This is a genomic window from Haliea sp. E17, from assembly GCF_048323675.1.
GTDB lineage: Bacteria > Pseudomonadota > Gammaproteobacteria > Pseudomonadales > Halieaceae > Mangrovimicrobium.
Map to the genome: position 1 here is coordinate 510391 of NZ_JBLWFK010000004.1, position 23998 is coordinate 534388.

General features: G+C 63.3%; 20 protein-coding genes. 10 read left to right on the forward strand and 10 right to left on the reverse strand.

All coding sequences use genetic code 11. The features are described 5' to 3' along the window. Positions 1 to 58 precede the first annotated feature (58 nt). Positions 59 to 2302 carry a TonB-dependent receptor gene (locus ACNKU3_RS12895; RefSeq protein ID WP_418259881.1) on the reverse strand — a complete coding sequence of 748 codons (2244 nt, stop codon included), beginning with the start codon at positions 2300 to 2302 and terminating at the stop codon, positions 59 to 61. Between the two features lie 139 nt (positions 2303 to 2441). Then, positions 2442 to 3896, reverse strand: a complete 1455-nt coding sequence (locus tag ACNKU3_RS12900) for a sodium:solute symporter family transporter (protein WP_418259882.1) — start codon at positions 3894 to 3896, stop codon at positions 2442 to 2444. 106 nt (positions 3897 to 4002) lie between these two features. Here ACNKU3_RS12900 and ACNKU3_RS12905 point away from each other — a divergent pair, with 106 nt between their 5' ends. Then, positions 4003 to 4644, forward strand: a complete 642-nt coding sequence (locus ACNKU3_RS12905; protein ID WP_418259883.1) for a TetR/AcrR family transcriptional regulator — start codon at positions 4003 to 4005, stop codon at positions 4642 to 4644. Between the two features lie 20 nt (positions 4645 to 4664). Here the strand turns inward: ACNKU3_RS12905 and ACNKU3_RS12910 are convergent, their stop codons facing one another. Continuing rightward, a complete protein-coding gene (locus ACNKU3_RS12910; RefSeq protein WP_418259884.1) occupies positions 4665 to 5021 on the reverse strand; it encodes a hypothetical protein in 357 nt (118 codons plus the stop codon). 303 nt (positions 5022 to 5324) lie between these two features. Between ACNKU3_RS12910 and ACNKU3_RS12915 the strand changes: the two genes are divergently transcribed. Further along, positions 5325 to 5654, forward strand: coding sequence for a hypothetical protein (locus tag ACNKU3_RS12915; RefSeq protein WP_418259885.1), 330 nt, complete (start codon positions 5325 to 5327; stop codon positions 5652 to 5654). 48 nt (positions 5655 to 5702) lie between these two features. Here ACNKU3_RS12915 and ACNKU3_RS12920 read toward each other — a convergent pair whose 3' ends face one another. From ACNKU3_RS12920 to ACNKU3_RS12940, 5 genes are all read right to left on the reverse strand, one after another. Next, positions 5703 to 8345, reverse strand: coding sequence for a TonB-dependent receptor domain-containing protein (locus tag ACNKU3_RS12920; RefSeq protein WP_418259886.1), 2643 nt, complete (start codon positions 8343 to 8345; stop codon positions 5703 to 5705). Between the two features lie 29 nt (positions 8346 to 8374). Continuing rightward, on the reverse strand, positions 8375 to 11872 hold the full coding sequence (locus ACNKU3_RS12925; protein WP_418259887.1) for a hypothetical protein: 3498 nt from the start codon (positions 11870 to 11872) through the stop codon (positions 8375 to 8377). A 14-nt stretch (positions 11873 to 11886) separates the two neighbouring features. Continuing rightward, positions 11887 to 12294 (reverse strand): hypothetical protein, encoded by a 408-nt coding sequence (locus ACNKU3_RS12930; RefSeq protein WP_418259888.1) that lies wholly within the window; start codon positions 12292 to 12294, stop codon positions 11887 to 11889. A 263-nt stretch (positions 12295 to 12557) separates the two neighbouring features. After that, entirely contained in the window at positions 12558 to 13409 is an 852-nt protein-coding gene (locus tag ACNKU3_RS12935) for a TauD/TfdA dioxygenase family protein (RefSeq protein ID WP_418259889.1), read from the reverse strand. Between the two features lie 10 nt (positions 13410 to 13419). Beyond that, a complete protein-coding gene (locus ACNKU3_RS12940) occupies positions 13420 to 13953 on the reverse strand; it encodes a nuclear transport factor 2 family protein (protein WP_418259890.1) in 534 nt (177 codons plus the stop codon). A 221-nt stretch (positions 13954 to 14174) separates the two neighbouring features. Here ACNKU3_RS12940 and ACNKU3_RS12945 point away from each other — a divergent pair, with 221 nt between their 5' ends. From ACNKU3_RS12945 to ACNKU3_RS12955, 3 genes are read left to right on the forward strand one after another with little or no spacing between them, the layout of a single operon-like run. Beyond that, entirely contained in the window at positions 14175 to 14369 is a 195-nt protein-coding gene (locus ACNKU3_RS12945; RefSeq protein ID WP_418259891.1) for a hypothetical protein, read from the forward strand. 12 nt (positions 14370 to 14381) lie between these two features. After that, on the forward strand, positions 14382 to 16151 hold the full coding sequence (locus tag ACNKU3_RS12950; protein ID WP_418259892.1) for a lysophospholipid acyltransferase family protein: 1770 nt from the start codon (positions 14382 to 14384) through the stop codon (positions 16149 to 16151). Next, complete coding sequence (locus ACNKU3_RS12955) at positions 16132 to 16926, forward strand: UDP-2,3-diacylglucosamine diphosphatase (RefSeq protein WP_418259893.1); 795 nt, start codon at positions 16132 to 16134, stop codon at positions 16924 to 16926. The genes ACNKU3_RS12950 and ACNKU3_RS12955 overlap by 20 nt, the downstream gene beginning before the upstream one ends. Positions 16927 to 16935: 9 nt before the next feature. Here the strand turns inward: ACNKU3_RS12955 and ACNKU3_RS12960 are convergent, their stop codons facing one another. Both ACNKU3_RS12960 and ACNKU3_RS12965 read right to left on the reverse strand, forming a co-directional pair. Further along, a complete protein-coding gene (locus ACNKU3_RS12960) occupies positions 16936 to 18711 on the reverse strand; it encodes a hypothetical protein (RefSeq protein WP_418259894.1) in 1776 nt (591 codons plus the stop codon). 45 nt (positions 18712 to 18756) lie between these two features. Further along, complete coding sequence (locus ACNKU3_RS12965) at positions 18757 to 19104, reverse strand: hypothetical protein (protein WP_418259895.1); 348 nt, start codon at positions 19102 to 19104, stop codon at positions 18757 to 18759. 113 nt (positions 19105 to 19217) lie between these two features. On the opposite strand from ACNKU3_RS12965, the gene ACNKU3_RS12970 reads away from it, so the two are divergent. From ACNKU3_RS12970 to ACNKU3_RS12990, 5 genes are all read left to right on the forward strand, one after another. Continuing rightward, positions 19218 to 19481, forward strand: a complete 264-nt coding sequence (locus tag ACNKU3_RS12970) for a DUF3012 domain-containing protein (protein ID WP_418259896.1) — start codon at positions 19218 to 19220, stop codon at positions 19479 to 19481. A gap of 22 nt (positions 19482 to 19503) precedes the next feature. Then, on the forward strand, positions 19504 to 20313 hold the full coding sequence (locus tag ACNKU3_RS12975) for a transporter substrate-binding domain-containing protein (RefSeq protein ID WP_418259897.1): 810 nt from the start codon (positions 19504 to 19506) through the stop codon (positions 20311 to 20313). Then, the gene (gene glpQ / locus ACNKU3_RS12980; RefSeq protein WP_418259898.1) at positions 20314 to 21336 is read left to right on the forward strand and encodes a glycerophosphodiester phosphodiesterase; all 1023 of its coding nucleotides are present in this window, start codon (positions 20314 to 20316) and stop codon (positions 21334 to 21336) included. Positions 21337 to 21455: 119 nt separating this feature from the next. After that, positions 21456 to 22904, forward strand: coding sequence for a pyruvate kinase (gene pyk / locus ACNKU3_RS12985; RefSeq protein ID WP_418259899.1), 1449 nt, complete (start codon positions 21456 to 21458; stop codon positions 22902 to 22904). Beyond that, positions 22904 to 23863, forward strand: a complete 960-nt coding sequence (locus ACNKU3_RS12990) for a glucokinase (RefSeq protein WP_418259900.1) — start codon at positions 22904 to 22906, stop codon at positions 23861 to 23863. The genes pyk and ACNKU3_RS12990 overlap by 1 nt, the downstream gene beginning before the upstream one ends. Positions 23864 to 23998 lie beyond the last annotated feature (135 nt).

The window sequence follows — 23998 nt, forward strand, 5'->3', positions numbered from 1 at the left end:
TGCCGCGGGATATCCCGCGGCGAAGTCAGGTCGGGCTGCAGGCCCGCCTCCACCTGGTTCAGAATTTGTACTCTACCGAGGCACTGATAGTGCGCGGCGGCGCATAGAATACTGTCGTGTTGTTCTCCAGCCCGAGCGCGGACGGACAGGTAAACCCGAAACAGTACCCGGAGGTCTTGATCTCCTCGTCAGTCAGGTTCTTGCCGTTGAGTCCCAGCAACCAGTCGCCGCTGGCGCTGGTCCAGACGATGCTGGCGTTGATGGTGTCGTAGGCGTCCTGGTCGATCTCCGGCACCGGAGTCTCGAACTGGGCCACATCGCCCTTGTAGGACCAGTTGAGGTTGAAGTTGGTGTTGCCGCTGAACAGGTCGCGGTTGTAGTTCAGGGCGATATAACCCATTTCCTCCGGCGTATTCTGGATCACGACGTCGTCGGAGACATCCACGCCATCGACGATCCACTCCTTGATATTGGTATCGAGGAAGCTGGCGGCCACCTGCACGCTGAAGTTTTCGGTCAGCAGGAAATTGCCCTCGATCTCGATGCCGGAGATCTCCGATTTACCCGCGTTGTAGAGGGTGCCCACGAAAGTGTCGTTGATGCCGTCCGCGTTGGTATCAAGGCCCGCGGAGCCAGGCACCTGCATGTCGGTGTACTCACTGTAGAACAACGCGATATTGGTCACCGCGCGGCCGTTCCAGTAGCGGGATTTCAGGCCCACCTCGAATGAATCCAGGTTCTCCGGCGCCACCCCGTCCTCGACATCGGCGAACACGAAGTTGGCGCCGCGGGGATCGAACATGCCCGCCTTGAAACCCTGGCTGTAACCGGCATAGGTGGTGATGTCGTCATTCCAGTGGTAGCTCAGGTTGATGCGCGGGGAAAAGTCGTAGAAGGTTTTTTCCGCGCTGTAATCACTGGTCACGCCCAGTTGCACGCCGGTACCACCGAAAGCCGGCGAATTGATGCCCAGGTAGGACGCGCGGTAGACATCCGCGCTGCGGGTATCCTCGGTATAGCGTCCGCCCACGGCCAGGGAAAGCTGTTCGGTCAGGTTGTAGGTCAGGTCGGCGAAGGCAGACCAGGATTCGGTTTTCGCCACCCCGTTGCTGTAGGCGGAAACCCCGATATTGCCGAGCACCACGTCGAACTCGGTGCCCGCGCTGGCATCGAGGTAGTAGAGACCGGCCACCAACTGGATGCGCTCGCTGTTGTACAGCAGCTGGAATTCCTGGCTGAACTGTTCGTTGTCGTAGATGCCCGGGGCATCGAGGTCCATGCCCGCGAGGCCGTCGAAATCGATTACCGTGTTGAACTCGTCCTCGCGATCCGCGGTAATCGAACGCAGGGTGATGGTTTCGCTGAGTTCCCAGTCCACCGACAGCATCCAGCCGTCGGCCTCGAACTCGTTGCGCCCGCCAATGCCCGCGGTGGAAGGCTGGTCGGCGGCACCCGCGGTGCTGTCGTAGATATCCTTGAGCACCGGGGTACCCGAGAAGGCGCCCGGATAGACGCGGTAACCCGCCACCGGGCTGCTGTCGTCCTCGGTATTGTCGTAGGCGAAGCGGAACAGCAGGCTATCGGTGGGTTCCCACTCGGCGCTCAGGCGGTAGGCAAAGATGTCCTTGTCGTATTGGTCCTGGCCGGTGGTCAGGTTGTCGCCGTAACCGTCGCGCTGGAAGGAGGCAAGGGTGCCGCCGACGCGGAAACTGTCGCCCAGCGGCGCGGACACCGTGCCCACCAGGTCGGTCTGGTCATAGCTGCCGTAGGTGGCTTTCAGCGAACCGGAGAACTCGTCGTCCAGGCGCCGGGTGACATACTTGATCGCCCCGCCAATCGTATTGCGCCCGTAAAGGGTGCCCTGCGGCCCGCGCAGGATCTCGATGCGCTCCACGTCGTAGATGTCCAGTACGTTGCCCTGGGGCCGCGCCAGGTAGACGTCGTCCAGGTAGAGCCCCACGCCCTGCTCGAAACCGGCGACCGGGTCCTGCTGGCCGACCCCGCGGATAAACGCGGTCAGGGTGTTGGTAGTGGCGCGGGAGGCTTCCAGGGTCACGCTGGGCACGGAGAGCGCCAGCTCGGTAATGTCCGACGAGCCCTTCAGGGCCAGCTCTTCGCCGGACAGCGCGGTTACCGCGATCGGCACGTCCTGGAGGTTCTCCGCACGGCGCCGGGCAGTCACGACCACCTCCTCAAGGGCAAACTGCTTGCTCGTGGCCTGGGCGGCAACCTGGGGAGCGGTGACAGCACAGCTGGCGGCGAGCGCCAGGAACAGGGGTGTACGGGTGCAAATAGGCTTCATCGGTTTTGACCTCGTGGGTACTGTTATTCTTTCAGTCGGTTATTAGCATTATTTTCGGGGACTGTGTCGCCCGATATTTCAACGCATGTTGAATTTTTCTGGAAACATATTCAACAAACGTTGAACTGTCAAGCGCTATTCAGTCGGCTGTGGACAAATCCGCCGGACCAACCGCCCGCGCAGGGCTCAACAGGAGCCCGCCAAGACCAAAGACCAGCGCCGCGAAAATCGCGTAGGTGGCTGAAACTGCGGGATTTTCTACCCCCAGAGCGAGATTGAGCAGGAGGTGGGCAGCGAGGCCGATCAGGGCCGCCCCCCAGACAACCCAGACCGGTATAGGCCGCCGCACCAGCACCCCGAACAGAATCGGCACCACCGAGGCGGCGGCCAGCCCGTAAACCCCCTTCTGGGCAAACAGGCCCACCAGTGGCGGCGGGTTCCAGGCCAGCACGACGCCGATGACACCGACCCCGACCAACACCCAGCGCGACAGCTTCAGGCCGTCGACGCGCCTGCTGGCCAGCGGGCCGACAATGTCGTTCACCACCATGGCGGACAGCGCGACCAGGATACCGTCCAGGGTGCTCATTCCCGCCGCCAGCAAGGTGATGAAGACAAACACCAGCGCGTACTCGCCCCAGGGCGACGAGCCCAGTTCATGCAGCAGGTACTCCCGCACCACCGCATCCTGCGACTCCACCTCGACACCTGCCAGTCGGGCGTAGAAACCGATCATCAACATCAGCGTGAACACCGAGCCCACGACCACCGTGGAAATGATGAACTGGCGAATATCCTTCTCACTGCGCAGGTACAGCACCTTGGTGAGAATGTGCGGCTGCAGCATGAGCGCAAAGGTAATCACGAAACCGCTGACAAACACCGAGAAGAAATCGAAGTAGAGACTGCTGTCGCGATTGAAGGGCGCCGCGTATTCGGCGCCGACACTGCGCAGCGCACCGATGAAATCACCGTCGAAATACTTCCAACCCTGCACGAACAGCACTGCAGTCACCAGCAGCATCATGATGCCCTGCAGGGAATTAGTGTAGGCGTGGGCGTAAGTGCCGCCCATCAGCACATAGGAAAAGACGAACACCAGCACCAGTACCAGCGCGGTCTTCTGGTCCACCGGGAACAGGCCGGTCACCAGCAGGCTGCAGCCCACCAGGATCAGCACCACGAAGGTGATCGACAACAGGTTGATGAAGGCGAAGAACAGGCTCAGCCCCCGGTGCTGGTAGCGGTAGTGGATCCACTGCGGGATGGTAAGCGCGGCGCCGCGCTCGCCGAGGCGCAGGAATCCCCGGGTCAGCACCAGGAAGGCGGTCAGGATGCCGAGGGAACCCGCCACGCCGTAGTGCAGGTAGGCCGAGAGTCCGTCCGCGTAGACGAAACCGGGATTGATGACAAAGGTGGCGGTGGAGGAGATGGACGCGGCCAGGGTGATCCCGATCAGCCAGGGATGCATGTCCTTGTTGCCGATGGAAAAACCCGCTACCGACCGGGTGCGGCGCATGCCGCGCCAGGACAACCAGTAAACCAGCGCGGCGTAGGCGCCGACCACGCAATACTTGAACACTTCCGGAGTCATGGGAGAAATCCTGAGTTTATTCGATTTATAGGAGGCGAAGATTATTCAACATTTGTTGAATAATCAAATATGATAATCTTCTGGTCGAACGCCGACAGGAAAAACAATGAGCAAAAAGCCGCCCAGCACCAAGAGCGAACGCATTCTCGACGTCGCCGAGGAGTTATTCGCCATTCACGGTTATGACGGTGTGACGCTGCGCCAGATCGCCCAGGGCGCCGGTGTCGACGTGGCGCTGGCCAACTACCACTTTGGCAAGAAACTCGACCTGTTCAAGGCGGTTTTCGACCGCCGCGCGGTAGAGGTCAACCAGGCCCGCCTGGACGCCCTGCGCGCCTGCCAGGCAGCCGCCGGGCCCGGCGGCCCGCCGCTCGAGGATATCATCGGCGCGTTCCTCACCCCGCTGGACGACGCCCAACAGGGCGGTGGTCCGGGCTGGACCAATTACCTGGCGCTGGTCGCCTACATCAATAACTCGCCCTACTGGGCGCCCAAGATGATGTCGTCGCTGTTCGATACCCTGGTACTGGAGTTCATCGCAGCGTTGCGCAAGGCCCTGCCGGGGGCCAGCGAAGAGGATATTTTCTGGTGTTACCAGAGCCTGTCGGGCGCGCTGACCCTGGCCCTGGCGAAAACCGGGCGGATCGACAAGCTGTCGGGAGGGAAATGTAAATCCGCGGACATCAGCGCCGCCTTCGAGCGCATGATCCCCTTCACTGCGGCGGGTTTCCGCGAGGTCTGTCGCTAGGCCCCCGCGGCGGGCGGGTATTACAGGCGCAGGGTCGCGTTCTGGTAGCCTTCGCTGGCACAGGTGGTGCTGGCGACGAACTCCTGCAGGCGGCCATCGACCAGGTTGTTGTTGTCGGCGGCGATATCAAACATCAGGCCATCCACGTAGCCGATGGCCTTGGCCAGGATATTGTCACGTTCCGTGTCGTCGAACCCGTCGAGCACATCGTGGGTGCGCGCACCGTACTCCACCTCGGTGAGGTAGCCAAGCGACTGCTCCGCGAGCACGCAGGCGAGCTGGCGGGAAGCATTGAATTCCTCGGGCGCCAGGGACAGGGCGGCGGCCGGCAGCGCCACCAACAGGGAAATAAAACCGGCCATCACAGCATTTCGCATTTGCATCGGGTTCCACATTCTTTACGCCAGCGGAATCGACGCATCCGCGGCCTGATGAGCGCGAAGTTAACCGCCTTTGGTTACAGCAATATGACAGTATCTTGACACCCGCAAACCGGCCGCAACCGGTGCAGCGCTTATATGTCATAAATATTTATTAAATATGAATTTTTTATGACAACGATAGATGCACGCACCGGTTTATGCGTATTCTTGCCCCATACGCCTAGCAAGCGATTACTACAACATTGTTACAGTATTATGAATTTTGGCCGCCATCGGCCCCGCCAGGAGATAGGTACCATGAAAAAAATCGCCATAGCCCTGTCATCGTTCGCCCTGATCGCCTTCGCCTCAATGTCACAGGCGGACAGCGCCAAGGACTGCATGCTCGAGGGCACTGTCTATAAATCCGGCCAGGGTGACGAGCAGAGCACCAAGGTCGAATTCCACTCCATGCAGAAGTATGACGAAGACGCCAACTGCCGCGTACGCCGCAACGAAAAGATGGAATTCAAGCTCCCCGCCGACACCCGCCTGAAGGAAGCGCCTTCCGGCAGCACGGTACGCTACCGCTACCAGGAAGACAAAAACGGTAAAGCGGATACCCAACTGATTTCAGTCGGCGCATAAGTCTCGGCTGCAGGGTAAAAAAAGGGGTGCGCAAGCACCCCTGAATCACTAGAACCTGGCCTTCAGGCCAAGACTGTAGGTAATACCCGGATCCCACTTCTCGTAGACCTGTCCACCCTGGGTCCACTCGATGTCGTCGCCGAGAATATTGGCGGCTTTCGCCTCCAGTTCCACTTCCTCGCCCCACAGTTCGAAACCGTACTTGACCAGTACGTCGATGCGGTTGCGGTCTTCTTCGATGATATCCGGCGCGTTGTTGTCACCCACCAGCACGATGCGGTCGCCGGTGAAGTTATAGGCGATACTCGCGGTGATACCCGTGTCGTAGTCCTGGTAGGAAAACAGCGCGTTGGCCAGCAGGTCTGACTGGCCGGTCATGCGCCGGGTGTTGGAATACAACGGCGCAATCTGGCGCCCGCCGGTCAGCGGCACGTCAGCGGCGGTTTCACCCGAGCCCAGCAGCGTCACCTCGGAATCGATCCAGGAGACGTTGGCGGAGATCCGGAAGCCGTCGAAGGCCGGGCTCAGGCCGAACCACTCGCCGAAGTACAGGTCCTTGCGCATGTCGAATTCCACGCCCTCAAGCTGCGCTTCATCCGCGTTGAACCAGGTGTAGATATCGCCCTGGGCCTGGATCTTGGCCAGCTCGATGGGATTGCTGAAATCCTTGCTGAATATGCCGATCGACATCTCGTCGGCCTGGCCGAAATACCACTCCCAGCGCAGGTCGAGGTTCTCCACGTCCGCGGGCTCCAGGAACACGTTACCGCGGTAGAGGTTCTGGTCTTCCGGGTTGCGCAGCGTGGAACCGGTGATTTCCAGCAGGCTGGGGCGGTTCACCGTTTCCGAGTAGGCCAGGCGCACCTGCATGTTCTCGATGAATTCCCAGGTCACGGAGACCGAGGGGAGGAGGTCGTCATACTTGCGCTGCGTGGCGTTGATCGTGCCCTTCTCGGTGTTGCCACCCCAGGCATCGGCTTTCAGCTCGGTATCCTCGCTGCGCGCGCCGAACTGCAGGCGCACGGTGGGCAGGACCTGCATATCCACCGAACCGTAGTAGGCGGCAATTTCCTCCGAAGACTCCGCGAAGGGATAGATGCCCGAGGCATTGGCCTGGCCGGCGGAGAAGTCCCGCACGCTCAGGTAGAGGTTGGCCCAGTTATCGTTGCTGAACAGCTGGCTCGGGGTTTCCCAGCCGATGTAACCGGGCGCGGTCGGCTGCAGGCCGAAGCGGAACAAGCGGTCGTTGCTCTCACGGGTGCGCTCGTAGGTGGAATAGCCGGCGCGCAGCGTGGTATCCATGAAATCTACCGGCAGTTCGATATCGAAACCGTACTCACTGATATCGTCGTCCAGCTTGCTGTAGTTGCGCTCCGGTGCCTGGTACACGTCGCGCAGGTCACCCGCCGCCTGGCGGCTGGGATCGACCAGCGCCATATAGCCGGAGTTGTCCTCCGCGTAGGTGAAGGTGCGGGTGTCCGGCGCCTTGCGCGAACCGCCGCCGTCCACCGCGCGCCAGTCCAGGCGCATATCGTTGAGCGCGGAAAAGTAGTGCTCGCCGGACAGCTGGTAGGACTCGATCTCGTTCTCGGTCCACTGCAGGCGGTAGCTTTCCACCGGCGTACCGTCGGTGACATCGTCTTCGCTGGACAGGCCGCGGTCCTGCTGTACCTGGTCTTCCGACTGGCGCAGGTCAATGGCGGTGAAGGAGATCGAGTTGTCCTGGTTTATCTCCCAGCCGACATTGAGGAAGCCGCTGAGGTTGACCTGCTGGGTGGTGATCCAGCGGGTGTAGTCCACGGTCTGGTTGCTGCCGCCGTCCACACCGGTAAACTCGTAGCGACGCATGTCCTTGATGGTATTGAGCCAGGAATTGCTGTATTTCACGCTGGCGAGCACCCCGAGGGCGCCGCCATTGTCGAAATCGATACGCTTGCCCAGTTCGGCCTCGGCACCGTAGATCGGCTTCACATCCTTTTCGTAGATGTCCCAGTTGTTGTAGAAACTGGCGCCGAGGTTGGCCTTGTCCGGGTAGGGCGTCGCCTCGAACTCCTCGCTGGTCAGGCCCTGGATATTTTTCGGTATCTTGCGGGTACCGTCATCCCAGCCCCAGTTGTCGTTTTCGCCGCCCTTGTAGTAGACGCCGTCGCCACCGGTGGACTCCGAGTTGCCGCCCATGCGCAGCTTGAACTCGAAGTAATCCTCGTCGGGCAGGGTCTTGGTGCGAATATCCACCACACCGCCGGAGAAGTCGCCGGGGTACTGGGCGGAATAGGTCTTCTGCACCAGCAGGCTGTTGACGATATTGTTCGGCACGATATCCAGCGGCACGGTCTTCTGGAAGGGTACCGGGCTGGAAATGCGCGCCATGTTGATCAGCGTCGATGAGTAGCGCTCACCCAGGCCGCGCACATAGACGTACTTGCCGCCGACCAGGCTGAGGCCGGCCACCCGTGACAGGGTGGAACCGACATCGGTTTCGGGGACGAGGTTCATGTCCTCCTCCCCCAGTACATTGGAAATCTCCGAGGTGTCGCGCTTTTCGTCCGGGATGAACTGCCCGGTGACGAACACCTCTTCGATCTGCGGCACCGCCATGGGTGCCGGATTCGCGGCTTCCTGGGCGAGAGCGCCGGGAACCTGGGTTCCCAGCGCTGCCAGTACGGCCAGTGATAACTGCTTGCGTTTCATCAGTTGCACTCTCACTTGCAGGCCGACCCTTAGAGGCCAAATACCCAGTTGCCCTTCCAGCTGTCGAAGTCGGAACCGACCACGCCAGAGGACTGGAAGAAGCCGTCGGCGGGCAGGGTCGCTGCCGACGGGATGCTGCCGTCCTGGGTCACATTGACCGCGCCGTCCAGGTACATCTGCAGGTCGGCGTTGTCGCCATCCACCACATCGGCGCAGCCGAAGGAGCTGCTCTCGATGTTGATATCGATGCCGAGCAGGCCGACGGACTCACCGGACACGTCCAGGCAGGTTGCGGAGCCGGTGACCAGTACGTTGTAGAGGTCGGCACCGGTGCCGCGACGCAGGCGGATGGCCCGCTCGCCGGTGTTGCCGATGATGCTCATGTTGGCAATTGTCGGGTTGGAGCGCGGCTCGACGTTCTCGTCGCCCTCGCGGTTGTCCGCCTCGATGCCGTTGTCGCCGGCGTCATCCGCCTGCACGATGTGCACAAACTGCATGCGGCCAACCCAGCCATCGGTCCAGTCGAGGGAGTCGTCGCCGTTGCCGGTCAGCACGATGTAGCTCACGTCCACGGCGCCGCCGAAGAACTCGACACCGTCGTCCAGGTTGTTGTGCACCTGGATGTGGTCGACCTGGGTGCCGCGACCGATACCCTGGAAGGCGATACCGTTGAGCTGGTTTTCCGGGTCGACGTTGGAGCCGGCGTACTTGACCACCACGTAGCTGAGCTTGCCGCTGTTGTCGTCGGCGTTGCTGCCGCCGAACAGGCCGGAATTGGCCTCGCCTTCCTTGGTGCAGGCATCGGTGCCACCCACTGCGCCTTCCGGACAGTCGTTGATCGGCGCGTTACCGTTCAGCACGACGCCACCCCACAGGCCGCGGGCGCCGTCCAGGTTCTGGCCCTGCACGTCCTCGATCGCGGTGAAGGTCACCGGCGCATTCGCGGTGCCGTTGGCCATGATCTGCGAACCGCGGGAGACCACCAGGAAGTCGGTGTCGTCGTCGCCGAGGATGGTGGTGCCGGCGTCGATGACCAGGGTGCCGGTGTCGGTGTTGTCACCGCCCACGACCACCTTGCCGTCGAGCACGTAGTAGTTGCTGTTGTTGAGCTGCAGTTCACCGGAGATGGTGCCGCTCAGGACACAGCTGGGCATACCGGCGATTTCCGCGCCCTCGGTAGTGCCCGCGGGGCAGCCAGCCGCCGGGAATTCCGGCACGCCGGTGTCGATGTCGCCAAAGGTCCAGCCGCTGGTCCAGTTGACGTCGCCCACCGCACCGATAAAGTCGCTGCTCTCGAGGTTGGCGATGCCGGAGAGGTCAGCCGGGGATACCGCGCCGCCGCTCTGGGAGACATTGCCCAGGCTGTCGAGGAAGGCCTGCAGGTCGGGGTTGTCGCCGTCAACCACTTCGGGGCAGTCGAAGGAGACGCCGTCGAAGGTGATGTCGGTACCCAGCAGGTTCAGGGACTCGCCGGAGACATCGATACAGGTCGCGCTGTTGGTCAGGTAGCTGCTGTACATGTGGATGCCGGTGCCGCGACGGAAGCGCACGCTGCGCTCGGTGGGGCTGCCGACGATGGTCATGTTGGCGATGGTCGGGATGGAGCGCGGCAGCGCATTCTCGTCGCCCTCGCGGTTGTCCGCCTCGATGCCGTTGTCGCCGGCGTCGGTGGCCTGGTTGATCAGCACGTACTGCATGGTGCCGGTCCAGCCATCAGTCCAGTCGAGGGAGTCGTCGGCGTTGCCAGTGAGAACAATGTGGCTGGCGTTGACGGTGCCGCCAAAGAACTCGAAACCGTCGTCAAGGTTGTTGTGCACCTGTACGTAGTCAACCACCGTGCCGGAACCGATACCCTGGAAGGCGATACCGTTGAGCTGGTTTTCCGGATCGACGTTGGAGCCGGCGTATTTCACTACCACGTAGTTCAGCTTGCCGCTGGAATCGCTGGCGTCGCTGCCGCCGAACAGGCCGGAGTTGGCCTCGCCTTCCTTGGTGCAGGCGTCGGTGCCGCCTGCGGCGCCTTCGGGGCAGTCGTTGATCGGGGCATTACCGTTCAGCACCACACCACCCCACAGACCGCGGGTAGTGGCCGGATCGACGTTGCCGAGAAGATCGTCGGCGCCGGTAAAGGTCACCGGCGCGTTGGCGGTACCGTTGGCCATGATCTGCGAGCCGCGGGAGATCACCAGGAAATCGCTGGAGGTGCCACCGAAGACGGTCACGCCTGCAGCGATGCTCAGGGTCGCGGAATCGGTGTTGTCACCGCCGACAACCACTTTGCCGTTCAGGCGGTAGAGGCGACCGGCGGTCAGGTTCAGGTCCTGGGTAATGGTACCGGTGAGGTCACACACGGTCTGGCCGGCGAACTCCTCGGCCTCGGTGGTACCCGCAGGACAGCCCATGCCCGGGTTCGGGGTGGTGTTGCTCACGGAACCGGCCACGGTCCAGCCGGCGGTCCAGTTGTCGCCGCCGATGGCGCCGATAAAGTCGGCACTCTCGAAGAAGCTGCCGCTCGGGGTAACCGGTGACACGCTGCCTCCGCCCAGGGAAACCTCGTCGGCGCTGTCGAGGTACATGGCGACCGAGCCATCGTCATCGTCGGTCACCGCTTCGGCGCAGTCGAAGCTGGTGCCGGCCACGGTGAGGTCCGAGCCGAGCAGGTTGCGGGATTCGCCTTCGACACGGATACAGGTGCCGGAGCCGCTGACCAGCGAGTTGGTCAGGTGCAGGCCGGTACCGCGACGCAGGCGCAGGCCGTTTTCGCCGGCGAGACCGAAGCCGGACATGTTGCTGATCGAGGGAATGGAGCGCGGCATGGCGTTCTCGTCGCCCTCGCGGTTGTCCGCCTCGATCAGGTTGTCACCGGAGTCGGACTGCTCCAGGTAGAGGTACTGGATGCTGCCGCTCCAGCCGTCGGTCCAGTCCAGGGAATCGTCACCGTTGCCGGTCAGGACGACATATTTGGCGCTCACCGTACCGCCGAAGAACTCGATACCGTCGTCCAGGTTGTTGTGTACCTGAACGTACTCGACGCTGGTGCCGCTACCCACGCCCTGGAAGGCGATACCGTTGAGCTGGTTTTCCGGGTCGACGTTGGAACCGGCGTAGCTCACCACCACGTATTTGAGGACACCGGAGTCGTCGCCGGGGTTGTCGCCGCCGAACAGGCCGGAGTTGGCCTCGCCTTCCTTGGTACAACCGGCAGTGCCGCCCTCTTCGCCTTCCGGGCAGTCGTTGATCGGTGCGAAACCGTTGATCACCAGGCCGCCCCAGAGGCCGCGCACGTTGTCTTCTACCGAGCCGGTAACCGCCTGCTCGGCGGTAAATTCGATGGGCTGGTCTGCGGTGCCTTGCGCGTCGATGCGACAGCCCTGCTCAATGACGATGAAGTCCTCGCTGCTGCCACCGACAATGGTGGCACCGGGCGCGATTTCCAGGGTGCAGGACTGGGCCTGCGCCTGGCCGGAAACGCCTCCGGCAATAAGGCCTGCGGCGGCCAGCGCTGCGTAAAGTTTGCTGCGATTCATTGCTTTCACTCCCCTTAATCGTTGCTAACGCGCAATGCGCCGCCAGTAATGCGGAAGACCACATCGTTGCCCAGTAACAGGCCGTCCGGGTTCAGCTTGCCGCCGGGCAGCTGGCTCACGTCGATGTCGTAGATTTCGCGGCCGTCGTTGGCGGTTTCGCCGCTGGCGGTGATCGCGGAGGACAGGGAGTCCGGGATGACGCTCTCGATCACGTCACCATCGCCGTCTCCGTCGCCATCTCCGTCGCCATCGCCATCGCCGTCTCCATCGCCATCACCATCTCCGTCGCCATCGCCGATAACAATCTGGCCGGGAGAGACGTTGTCCGAGGAAGAACCGCCGCAGGCAGTCAAGGTGGCTGCGGTCAGCGAAGTCACGCACAGTGCGAGCAGGAATTGCCGCAGTCGAGAGTCAAGAACCATGTTGAACCCCTAATCCGAGTTAGTGGAATAAAGACACGAATGTGCCCGGCGTTAGCCGATCTATGTGGGGTGCATGGTAGGAATGGGAGGTGACACATATGTGATAGTAATGTTTCATTTCTGTTAAACGTTGGGAGGTGCTCATTTTTCGTGCGCAATATGCCCGGTTATGGACAGGCGGGGTCACATAGGGCTCCGCGCGGGTGGTGGCGAGGGATTTTGGCCGGCAGCGGGCGCCGAAGGCCGGGGTCGTTATTGCTGCGTCAGAAAGCGACAGGTCGTGGAGAAGGATTCAGGGTGTGCGGCGCGGCCCCTTCGCTGCCGACGATAACCCGCTGCAACACCCGCCGCCCTACCGCTGCCAGCGAGCCTCGGGCGTGCTGCAGCGCCCGGTTATCCCAGATCACCAGGTCGCCGCGCCGCCAGATATGCTCGGCGATGTTGTCCGGGGCGTAGAGGTAATCGAAGGTCTCGCGCAAGAGTTCCCGGCTGTCCGCCCACTCCAGGCCCACCAGCTGCGCAGCATGCATTTCGCTCAGGTTGAGGTAGGACTGGCCGGAGTGCGGATTCTCCAGGATGGTTGGGCGACGCCCCCGCTGCATGAACTCGGGATCGGGAACATCGCAGACCCGCTGTTCCAGCAGGCTGAAACCCGGGGTGATCATGTCGACCTCGCGACTGGCGATCGCCTGGCGCAATCGCTCCGGCAGCTTTGCCAGGGCCCGCTCGGCGTGGGCGAAACGGGTGGAGGAAGCGCCATCGACCACGTCCAGCGCATGCAGTGCGATGGCCTCGAAAGGATGCTCGGTGTAGGCGGCGTCGGCGTGAAAGGCCAGTCCGCTGCGCACCACCGCGTGCTCGCCCTGGTTGCTGAGCACGCCGCTTTCGCCGTCCCGCAACAGCACCGGACCGAACCAGCCGAGCACCTCGCGCTGCCGCGACAGGCTCAGTTGCTGGCCGGGCGCGACCAGCAGGCTGTGGCGCCAGAAGAGCCTGACCAGCCTTGCGATATCCGCCTGCTCCAGCCGGCCGGCGAGATTTGTGCGGACCTCTACCCCGTAGGGCGTGAGTTGCCGCCAGCTCAGCTGTCCGTCGGTCTGCCAGCCAGCGCCCATGTCTCCGGATTCAGACCAGGTCGAGATCCCGGTAACTGGCGTCGTCAGGACGGCGCCCGCCGGGCTCGATCATCATGCCGAGCATGCCCTGGGACCAGTCCGCGGAGTCCGGGTACTGGCGGAACCAGTCGGTGACGACTTCGCGGCGGATGACCCGCCATTCGTCGCCGCGCTTTTCAAACTTGTCGATATAGCGACCGGCGCCGATGACATCCATCTTGCCGCCATCGGGCGTGCTGATGCGGTGAATGCCGTAGAAGTAGGCCTCGACATCCGCCTGCTGACCGCGGATGCTCATCAGCACGTTGGTGATGTGGTGCATGGTCTGGTCCATGCCACCGCCCATCAGGGGAAAGGCCCAGTCGACAAATTCCTGGGCATTGCCGGTGAAGTCCAGGTGTTTGTCGACACAGTCGGGCCAGTAGGCGCTCAGCACCATGTCGGCGTCGAGGCGATCGACGCCGCGGGCGTAGCGGTAGAGGCATTCGCGGATGGCCTCGCGGTCGGCCAGTTCCTCGAGAATTCGGCTGGTGGCTGTTGTCATCGGGCTTCGACCTCTGTTCTTTCATTATTGTCGGGGGCGGGCGCGGAGAATCCGCGCCATGCTGCCAGTATCGCAATTTGCCCACACATTACAATCTGCCCGGACCCGGCATTGCTGCCACAGGCAAGCCCGGTAACCCGTCACAAAACATTCACCGGTGTTTATTCCCGCTGTAACACGCAAATCCGATGCTTGTACCCACAAATCGGGAGGGGACACCGATGAACCGAAACAGTACAGGCACCAACCCAATTGAGAAAGGCCGGATCCGCGACGAAATCAATGCGCAGATCCATGAATTCCTGCAGCGCGGCGGCAAGATCGATGTCCTTGTCGCCAACCAGCGCCAGCAAACCAGCAGCACAGCGATCGGCTCCGTCTGGCGGGTAGACGACCTCGCCGAGCTGGATCGCTAGGGGAGCACTTCCTTGCTGGAGATACAGGCGTTCCTCGAGCGCCGCTACCCCGATTTCGTACAGCGGCACCAGCGCACGGCACGGACGCTGGGCCGCTTCCTCGGCTTCCTTTTCTACGAGTCCCGCTTCCAGCAGTTCGAGCGTGATTATCCGCACCTGCAGGGCTTCGACTTCATTGAACAGACCCTGCGCTACTTCGACTTCACCCTGCGCCTGACCGACAAGGAACGCGCCCGCATTCCCGCCTCGGGTCGCGTGGTGATCGCCGCCAATCACCCGATCGGCTCACTCGACGGGCTGGCGCTGATGCAACTGGTGCGGCAGGTCCGCCCGGATGTCAAAGTGGTCGCCAACGAACTGTTGAGCGCGGTGCACCCGCTGCAGCCGGTACTGCTGCCGGTCAACAACATGGGCGGCTCGACGCCGAAGAAGAACCTGCGCAATATCCGCGAACATCTCGAAAACGACGGTGCGCTGATTATCTTCCCCGCGGGGGAGGTCTCCCGCTTCGGGCCGAAGGGCGTAAAGGACGGCGAGTGGCAGAACGGCTTTGTAAAAATCGCCGCAGCCACCCGGTCGCCGATCCTGCCGGTGTTCGTCGCCGGGCGCAACTCGCTGTTTTTCTATAGCCTGTCCTTCCTGGCGCGCCCGCTGTCGACCCTGTGGCTGGTGCGCGAGATGTTCAAGCAGAGCCACAATACGGTCGACGCCCGGGTCGGCAACCCGATTCCCCACGAACACTACGCCGGCATCAAGGTATCGGCGAAGAAGCTCGCGGCCATGTTCCGCAAGCACGTGTATCGCCTGGCGCGCAATGGCCGGCCGATTTTCCAGTCGGTTGAAACTGTCGCCCATCCCGAGAACCGCCTGCTGCTGAAGCGGGAAATTGCCGCCAGCGAACACCTTGGCGAAACCGCGGACGGCAAGAAGATCGTGCTCTGCCGGATGCAGGATTCACCCTGCGTGATGCGCGAAATCGGCCGCCTGCGCGAACTGACCTTCCGCACCGTGGGTGAGGGCAGCGGCAAGCCCCGCGACACCGATCGCTTCGACCGCTACTACCTGCAACTGGTACTCTGGGACAGCGTCGACCTGGAAATCGCCGGCGCCTACCGCCTCGGCGACGCGCGCATGATTGTCGCTGAACTGGGCGTGGACGGACTCTATTCCGCCAGCCTGTTCAACTACGGGCCGGGCATGCAGGATATCTTTGCCCGGGGCCTCGAACTGGGGCGCAGCTTCGTACAGCCGCGCTACCAGAATCGCAATGCCCTGGACTATCTATGGTTCGGGATCGGCGCATTCATCAGCAAGTATCCGGCTTATCGCTACCTGTTCGGTCCCGCGTCGGTCAGTGCCATCTACGGCGAAGAGGGCATCGCGCGCATCGCCCACTTCCACCACCTGTACTACGACCGGCCGGGCCTGGAAGCCTCAGCGCGCACACCCTTCCGGATACCGGCGGACCTGGCGTTCCGCTTTACCACGGAATTTACCGGCGCCGACCACGACGAGGACTTCCGCGCCCTGCGCGACGCACTGGCGGAAAAAGGCCTGCCGGTGCCCACGCTTTACAAGCACTACGCACAGGCGCTGGAGCCCGGTGGCGTGAGCTTTACCGCCTTCAATGTCGACCACGATTTCGGCGACTGCGTAGACAGCCTGGTCCTCGCCGACCTGGACATGCTCAAACCGAAAAAGCGCAAACGCTATCTGGGGGCCGCCACGGCCGCATGCGACAGCCTTGGGGAGGGCTCACACCATGAACGCACTGAATGCTGAAGGCCGTATCGACTGCGAAACCCTGTGGATTTCCGACGTCCACCTCGGCAGTGTGCACAGCAAGGCGGAATACCTGCTGCAGATGCTCAAACGGGTGAACTGCAAAAAGCTCTACCTGGTGGGCGATATCGTCGACGTCTGGGCCATGCACCGCCGGGTCTACTGGCCGGAAGCGCACAACGCAGTATTGCGGGAACTGCTGAAAAAGTCCCGCTCCGGCGTGGAAGTCATTTATGTTCCGGGCAACCACGACCAGAATTTCCGTGAATTCTGCGGCAGCCAGTTCGGCAATGTCACCCTGCGCGAGCGCGTCGTTCACACCACGGCCGACGGGCGGCGCTTCCTGGTGATCCACGGCGACGAACTGGATTTCGCCGTGCGCTACAGCCGCATCAATCGCTGGATCGGCGACATCGCCTACGACACGGTCATGATGCTGAACCGGCTGCTCAACCACTTCCGCGCCTGGACCGGCCGCCCCTACTGGTCGCTGGCCGGCTGGCTGAAATCCCATGTCGCCCAGGCCGAACAGGCGATCAAGGCCTACCAACAGGCGGCGGTGAAACTGGCCATCGAGAGCGGCTACGACGGTATCATCTGCGGCCACCTGCACCACCCGGTGGTGCAGCAGTACGGCGACGTGCTCTACTGCAACGATGGCGACTGGGTGGAAAACTGCACCGCCCTGGTCGAGGACGCCCAGGGCGAACTGCGCCTGGTCAAGGCGATCAGCCTGGACGCCCGCGCCACAGAGCTGGTCCTGGCCGCGGCCTGAGCTGCCCCCTCACTGCGCGGCGACCGGCAGCAGGCTGCCCTTCCCGTCATCCGCCGCGAGGATTTTCTGCGCCGCCAGCAGGGTATGCTGGACGTTGTCCACGCGGATCACGTTGTTGTAGACCGTGGTGCGCAATCCGCCACTGGTGCGCAAGAGGTCGTCCACGAACCACTGGCCATCCGCATCCCTGAACTGCAACTGCATCGCGCTGCGCAATCCCTGCACAATCGCGCTGCGGTAGCGCTGCTCGCGCACGCTGTCACCCAGCGCCCGCGCCAGCTGCCAGGCATCCACCAGGCCCTCCAGGTACACGCCGGTCGAAGATGCGTGGGGCGGCCCGTATGCCGGCACTCGCGGATTGTAAAAGCGCCCGGGGGTGTCCGGGTAACCGTCACCGGAGTGCTCCTGCATCGCCAGTAGCCAGTCGTTCATGCTGAAAATCCAGTCGGACAGTTGCGCTGAACCGCCGTCCTGCCAGCGCAGGTAGGCCGCCTGGGTCTGCCAGGGCACAAAGGCCGGGCGACGGTGGTCGCGATGCCACTGGCGATAGAACTCGACGCTCTGCATGAAACGTCGCTCACGCCCGGGGTCTGCCTCACGCTGCAGCAGCGCAGCCCACAACAGCAGGGTTTCACCAGGATAAAAATTGTGGAAATTAGCCTCCCGGTTGCGCTTTTCCGGGCGCAGGAAGTTGTTGAATTCACCGCTGTCCTGCCACAGCAGGTCCGTGGTCGCCACCAGGGAATGCAGCTGTGCTGCATATTCATCGCCGGGCATTTCCAGCAGGGCCAGCGCCGCCAGGGCTACCGCGCCGAGCTTCACCTGGCCCTTGTACTGGATAATGCCGAGCTCACCCTCGCGGCGGTAGAAGTGCGCCAGGTTGTACTCGATATTGCGGCGGGCGGCGGCGAGGTCCTCCCCGTCGCCGCTGACCCGGGCGAGGCGCACCAGCGCGAGCGTTGCCATCCACTGGCGGATCATGTTGTTGGCGTGGCTCTCGCGACCTGAACCGGGGTAATACATATAGGTCATGCGGCCGTCCGGGTGCAGGTTCGCATGCATCCAGCGGCCCATCTGCCGGGCAAACTGCGCTACCGAATCCCGGTTCACCGCAGCGGGCGGCAGCGTTCGCTGGCCCCGGAACAACTGCTGCGCCCGCGGTTCCGGCTGCAGTGTGACCAGCACCTGGGCGGCTTCGAAACTGCGCAGCTGCGCCTCCCGGAGGAGCGTATCGCCATCCACCTGCAGGAACCTGGCCGCGCGCGACAGCGCCCGCTCGAAGGACAGGTTCTCCGCCACCATCATGGTGGGGGCAAAGCGCAGGCTGCGGCCCGCGTAGATGACCTCCAGGCCGCGCACCCCGCGCTGCGCCGGCGTGAGATCGTCCCCCAGCTGTTGCGGATCGAGATCGCGGAAGCAGCAGGCCAGCGACAGCTCGACACTGTCACTGGCGGTGGCAGCGCGCTGCCGGGCCCGGCTCACGGCGTCGAACACGCTGTCCGGTCCGGCCTGGCTCCAGGCCTGTCCGTCGCGTTTGCCGTCACGCCACAGGGCGGCATACACGGACTCCCATGCGGGCTCCAGCGGTGGCGCCGCGGTCACCGGATCGCCGCGCAACGCGCTGTCGACGACTCCCGCAAGCGTCTCCAGCCGGGTCGCCGACAACTGCGGCGCGGCCGCGGGCGATCGCCCCTGCAGCCACTGGAAATAGACGCCCTCGAGAAGCGCAGCAAGCAACAGCGCCGGCACCCACAGGGCAGGTCGCAGGAATTTCGGTTTAGGCATGACCGCGGGCGCCTGGAGACATGGGGGATTCCGGGAGGGTGCGAATCAGAGATCGGTTTCCTGCTGGAACTCCCGCTCAATGCGCTGTTGCAGTTCGTAGCGACTGCCGGCGCGCTGCTGCTGGGTAGCCCGCAGGCGATCCTGGTAGCGCTGGCGACGGTACTGGGCGACCAGGCCGGGAAATCGCTCCTGCTCGATCTCGCCGGCGATCAACTGCTCGATGAAGGCGATATCAATCCCCACCCGGTAGGCGATGCGGCTGGGGCGAATCTTGTTGGCGTGAAACAGGGCCACGATATGAATCTGCTCCTCGCGACTGTGCTCACAGGGGCGCGAGTAACCGTAGGGCGGCGAGGGCGTGCGATTATCGGTACTGGAATGCTCGGCAGACATGGCTGCATTATCGACACAAGGCCGCGCTTTTTCCAGTGTGACTGGCGAGCACCGCCCGCCGATGCAATACTACCCGGGGCCAGCGCAACAATTGCGGCAAACGGAGAGCAGACATGAAAAAGATACTGACTGTGGCTATCGTACTCGGACTGGCCGCCTGCAGCGCCGAACCCGGCAGCAAGAAATGGTGCGAAGCCAAAGCAGAACAGCCGAAAAGCGAATGGAGCGGCTCCGACGCCACCACCTACCTGGCCAACTGCGTCATCGAGGGCAGCGAGGTAGGGTCGGAACGCTGGTGCAAAAAACTTGAGGAAAAGCCCAAGGGCGACTGGACGAGCAACGAGGCCGCCAGCTACGCCAAACACTGTGTAATGTAATCCCCGGGGAGAGCGACCGTACATGCTGAAACTGAATCGACGCACACTGGCGGGCTGGATGCTCGCGGGCCTGATGGCCCTGCCATTCACCGCCACTGCCGGCGAAACCCTGCAGCGGATAACCGACTTCAAGGTGCTCAAGGTTGGCATGTCCGCCGACCAGCCGCCGATGACCACACTCAACCGCCGCGGCGGAGTCATGGGTTATGACGTCGACCTCGCCCAGGCCATGGCCGCAGCGATGCGCGTCCAGCTGGACATCAAACTGATTCCCTTCGGCGACCTGCTCGATGCACTGGAAAAGGGTGAGGTGGACATGGTGATATCCAACCTGTCCATTACCCCGGAGCGCGCCGAGCAGGCCTATTTTGCGGGCCCCTACATGATGTCGGGCAAGTCGATTCTCACCACCGACAAGGTCCTGGCGGAAGCCACCACCAGCGACACCTTCAACACCGGGGACGTGCGACTCGCCGCGGTCAAGAATGGCACCAGCGCGACCTTCGTGACCGAAAACATACCCGAGGCCACCCTGATCCTGGTGGACAACACCAACCTCGGCATCCAGAAAGTGCTGAACGGGGACGCCGACGCCATGCTCGCGGACCTTGCAGTGTGCAAGCTCGCCGTGCTGCGCAACCTCGGCACCGGTCTCGTCACCCTGCCGGAACCGCTGACCCTGGAGCCCATCGGCATCGCCGTCAGCCGCGACGACCCGCAGCTGCAGAACCTGGTGGAGAAATACCTCGACTCCTACGCCAAGACCGGCGCGCTGAACAAGCTGCGTGACAAATGGTTCGAAAATGCCGACTGGGTTACCGAGCTGCCCTGATTGCCCGTTCCCCGCTGGCTGCTCGCGCTCGCTCTGCTCGCCGTGAGCACTGGCATTCATAGCGGGCCGCTGGTCATCGCCCATCGCGGTGCCAGCGGCTACCTGCCGGAACACAGCCTGGAAGCGAAGGCGCTGGCCCACGCCATGGGCGCGGATTTCCTGGAGCAGGATGTCGTGCTCAGCCGCGACGGTGTCCCGGTCATCCTCCACGACATCCACCTGGAGTCCACCACCGACGTCGAGCAGCGCTTTCCGCAGCGGGCGCGCGAGGACGGCCGCTTCTATGCGCTGGATTTCGATCTCGCCGAGCTGCGCAGCCTGCGGCTGCACGAACGCAGTCATCGCGACGCCGATGGCCGGGAGCGCGCCTACTACCCCGGCCGCTTTCCCCTCGGCCAGGGCAGCTTCCGCCTGCCCACCCTGCGCGAGGAGATTGAACTCATCGATGGCCTGAACCGCTCCACCGGGCGCCCGGCAGGCCTGTATATCGAGCTCAAGTCTCCCAACTGGCACACCGCCCAGGGCTACGATATCGCCACCGCGGTGATTGCCGTGCTCGAGGAGACCGGCTACGCGGACCGCTCGCAGCAGGTCTTCCTGCAGTGCTTTGACGACCTCACCCTGCGCCGGCTGCGCGAGGAGTTCAGGACACCCCTGCCCCTCATCCAGTTGATCGGCGAGAACAGCTGGGGCGAGGACAGCAAGGTCGACTACAGCTGGCTGCAGACCGACGCCGGGCTCGCCTATATCGCCGGCTACGCCGACGGGATCGGCCCCTGGATTCCCCAGGTGGTCGCAGTGCACGATGACGGGCTTCTCACCCCCACCGGCCTCGCAGCGCGCGCCCACCAGCACGACCTGCAGGTGCACCCCTACACCCTGCGTGCGGACGACCTGCCAGCGGGGGTCAGCGACCTCGGCAGCCTGCACCGGGCCCTGTTCACGGAGGCCGGGGTCGACGGCCTGTTCAGTGACTTTCCCGACCTCACGGTGGCCTTCCTGCGCGGCGCCGCGCAGCAGTAATCTGCGGCAATCCTGCCGCTTCCCGGGTACTGGCACTGGCACTGCCCGCTGGAACAGGGCATCATTTCACCCCTGAGCAATGCCGCCCCCACCTCCCTGAACAAGACTCTGGAACACCCGTGACACCCAAGGTAAACCGACGCACCAAAATCGTGGCCACCATCGGCCCGGGCAGTGAATCCGAGGACATGATCGGCCGGCTGATCAACGCCGGCGTCAATGTCTTCCGCCTGAACTTCAGCCACGGTACGGCGGAGCAGCACGCCACGGTGGCCCGGCGCATCCGCCGCCAGTCCGCCGCGGCAGGCCGCTATGTGGGCATTCTCGCCGACCTGCAGGGACCCAAGATCCGCATCGCCGGATTCCGCGACGGCGCCATCAACCTGTCGCCCGGCGACCGCTTTGCCCTCGACCTCAGCCTCGGCAAGGACGCGGGGGATATCCGCGCGGTGGGCGTCGACTATCCCGAACTGTGCGAGCACGTGGGGCCGGGGGATACGCTGCTGCTGGACGATGGCCGGCTGCGCCTGACCGTGGACGCGGTAAGCTCCCCGGTGGTGGAATGCACGGTGCTGATCGGCGGTCGCCTGAGCTCGCGCAAGGGTATCAACCGTCTCGGCGGCGGCCTCGCGGCCCCGGCGCTGACCGCCAAGGACATGGCGGATATCGACGACCTGACCCAGGTGGCCCCGGATTTTGTCGCGGTTTCCTTTGTGTCCAGCGCCGAGGATATCCACCAGACCCGCCAGCTGCTGCAGAACGCCAACCTCAACCCGGCGATCATCGCCAAGATCGAGCGCGCCGAGGTGGTAGCCGACGAGGAACTGCTCAACGGCATTATCGAGGCCTCCATGGGCATCATGGTCGCCCGCGGCGACCTCGGCGTGGAAGTGGGCGACGCCCAGTTGATCGGTATCCAGAAATCGCTGATCGCACGGGCGCGCAAGATGGACCGGGTGGTGATTACCGCCACCCAGATGATGGAATCCATGATCGACAGCCCGATGCCCACCCGCGCGGAGGTGTTCGACGTCGCCAACGCGGTACTCGACGGCACCGACGCGGTGATGTTGTCGGCCGAGACCGCCGTGGGCAAGTACCCGGTGGAAGTGGTGACGGCGATGGCCGACGCCGCACTGGGGGCGGAGGTACAGGCGGTGGCGCGCACCTCGCGCTATCGCATCGACCGGCAGTTCAGCACTGCCCAGGAAACCATCGCCATGTCAGCCATCTACGCGGCCAACCACTACCCCAACGTCCGCGGCATCGCCAGCCTTACCGAGTCGGGCAATACCCCGCTGCGGATGTCGCGCCTGAGTTCCGGCCTGCCCATTTTCGGCCTCAGCAACAACGCAGAGACGCTGCAGCGCCTCTGCCTGTGCCGCGGCGTCGTCCCCCTGTACTTCGACGCCAGCGCGTTTGAGGAAGAGGAAGTCGAAGCCCGCGCCATCGAGTTTCTCAAGGACGGCAATTACCTGCTCAAGGGGGATTCCATCCTGCTGACCAAGGGGACCGTGATGGGCCGCGCCGGCTCCACCAATATCATGAAAATCCTGCCGGTCAGCTGATGGGCGACCGCGGCACGGAAATCCGGCTGGTTGCCGATATCGGCGGTACCAACACGCGTATCGCCCTGTTTGACACGCAGACGGGGGAGTTTCGCGGGCTGCAGGAATTTCTCAACCGGGACTTTGCCGGCCTCGGCGAGGCTATCGAGGCCTGGCTCGCCACCCTCGATGAAACCCCGCCGGACCGCGCCTGCATCGCCGCGGCAGCCTACCAGTCCGGCGATCACCTGCGCATGGTCAACTGCAACTGGTCGTTTTCCCGTCGGCAGCTGCAGGAACGCTTCGGCTGGCGCAGCGCCGGCTGGCTCAACGACTTCGAGGCCAATGCCCACGCCCTGCCCTGGCTCGGCGCGGAGAATTCCCAGCCGCTGCAGGCGGGTAATACGGCCAATCCCGGCAGGCTCGCCGTGGTCGGTCCCGGCACCGGTTTTGGCGGCGCCAGCCTGCTGCAGGCTGGCGGCCGGGCGGTTGCCTGCAGCGCGGAACCCGGCCACATGGGGCTGTCACCAGCCAGCGACCTGGAACTGGCGGTGTTCGAATACCTGCTGCGCGACCACCCGGACATCTTCGTCGAATTACTGGTCTCGGGCCCGGGACTGTGCCGGCTCCACCAGGCGCTCTGCGCCCTGGAAGGACTGCCGGCGGAACCCCTGCAACCGGCCGACATCAGTACCCGCGCGCTTCAGGGCAGTGACCCGAGCTGCAGCAGGGCCCTGGGACTGTTTTGCAGCCTGTTCGGCTCCGCCTGCGGCGACTTTATCCTCGCCAGCGGCGCCTGGGGCGGACTCTATATCGCCGGGGGAATTTCCCTGAAAATCATGGACTTCCTGCAGCAGAGCGAGTTCCTCCCGCGCTTGCGCGCCAAGGGCGCCATGGGCGAGCACCTCGCCGGGGTGCCGGTGTGGATGATCACTGCGAGCCACCCCGGCCTCATCGGTGCCGCTCACGCACCGATTTGAGCCGTTTTTGCGGTTTTTCCTGCACTAAAAACTGGCTAAAAATTCCGCATTATTCCCAAATAATATTTTTTTCGGGATACGGCCTATTTCCCCACCAAGTGATACACTCAAAGATGTCGAGGGTTTTTCTTCGGC

Bases quoted from the DNA above. Each gene is read 5' to 3' on its own strand.
- ACNKU3_RS12970 (WP_418259896.1), top strand. From the start codon at position 19,218: ATGAAAAAGATACTGACTGTGGCTATCGTACTCGGACTGGCCGCCTGC.
- ACNKU3_RS12990 (WP_418259900.1), top strand. From the start codon at position 22,904: ATGGGCGACCGCGGCACGGAAATCCGGCTGGTTGCCGATATCGGCGGT.
- ACNKU3_RS12930 (WP_418259888.1), bottom strand. From the start codon at position 12,294: ATGGTTCTTGACTCTCGACTGCGGCAATTCCTGCTCGCACTGTGCGTG.
- ACNKU3_RS12945 (WP_418259891.1), top strand. From the start codon at position 14,175: ATGAACCGAAACAGTACAGGCACCAACCCAATTGAGAAAGGCCGGATC.
- ACNKU3_RS12955 (WP_418259893.1), top strand. From the start codon at position 16,132: ATGAACGCACTGAATGCTGAAGGCCGTATCGACTGCGAAACCCTGTGG.
- ACNKU3_RS12895 (WP_418259881.1), bottom strand. From the start codon at position 2,302: ATGAAGCCTATTTGCACCCGTACACCCCTGTTCCTGGCGCTCGCCGCC.
- ACNKU3_RS12915 (WP_418259885.1), top strand. From the start codon at position 5,325: ATGAAAAAAATCGCCATAGCCCTGTCATCGTTCGCCCTGATCGCCTTC.
- ACNKU3_RS12925 (WP_418259887.1), bottom strand. From the start codon at position 11,872: ATGAATCGCAGCAAACTTTACGCAGCGCTGGCCGCCGCAGGCCTTATT.
- ACNKU3_RS12900 (WP_418259882.1), bottom strand. From the start codon at position 3,896: ATGACTCCGGAAGTGTTCAAGTATTGCGTGGTCGGCGCCTACGCCGCG.
- ACNKU3_RS12940 (WP_418259890.1), bottom strand. From the start codon at position 13,953: ATGACAACAGCCACCAGCCGAATTCTCGAGGAACTGGCCGACCGCGAG.
- ACNKU3_RS12935 (WP_418259889.1), bottom strand. From the start codon at position 13,409: ATGGGCGCTGGCTGGCAGACCGACGGACAGCTGAGCTGGCGGCAACTC.
- ACNKU3_RS12960 (WP_418259894.1), bottom strand. From the start codon at position 18,711: ATGCCTAAACCGAAATTCCTGCGACCTGCCCTGTGGGTGCCGGCGCTG.
- ACNKU3_RS12965 (WP_418259895.1), bottom strand. From the start codon at position 19,104: ATGTCTGCCGAGCATTCCAGTACCGATAATCGCACGCCCTCGCCGCCC.
- ACNKU3_RS12910 (WP_418259884.1), bottom strand. From the start codon at position 5,021: ATGCGAAATGCTGTGATGGCCGGTTTTATTTCCCTGTTGGTGGCGCTG.
- ACNKU3_RS12920 (WP_418259886.1), bottom strand. From the start codon at position 8,345: ATGAAACGCAAGCAGTTATCACTGGCCGTACTGGCAGCGCTGGGAACC.
- ACNKU3_RS12975 (WP_418259897.1), top strand. From the start codon at position 19,504: ATGCTGAAACTGAATCGACGCACACTGGCGGGCTGGATGCTCGCGGGC.
- ACNKU3_RS12905 (WP_418259883.1), top strand. From the start codon at position 4,003: ATGAGCAAAAAGCCGCCCAGCACCAAGAGCGAACGCATTCTCGACGTC.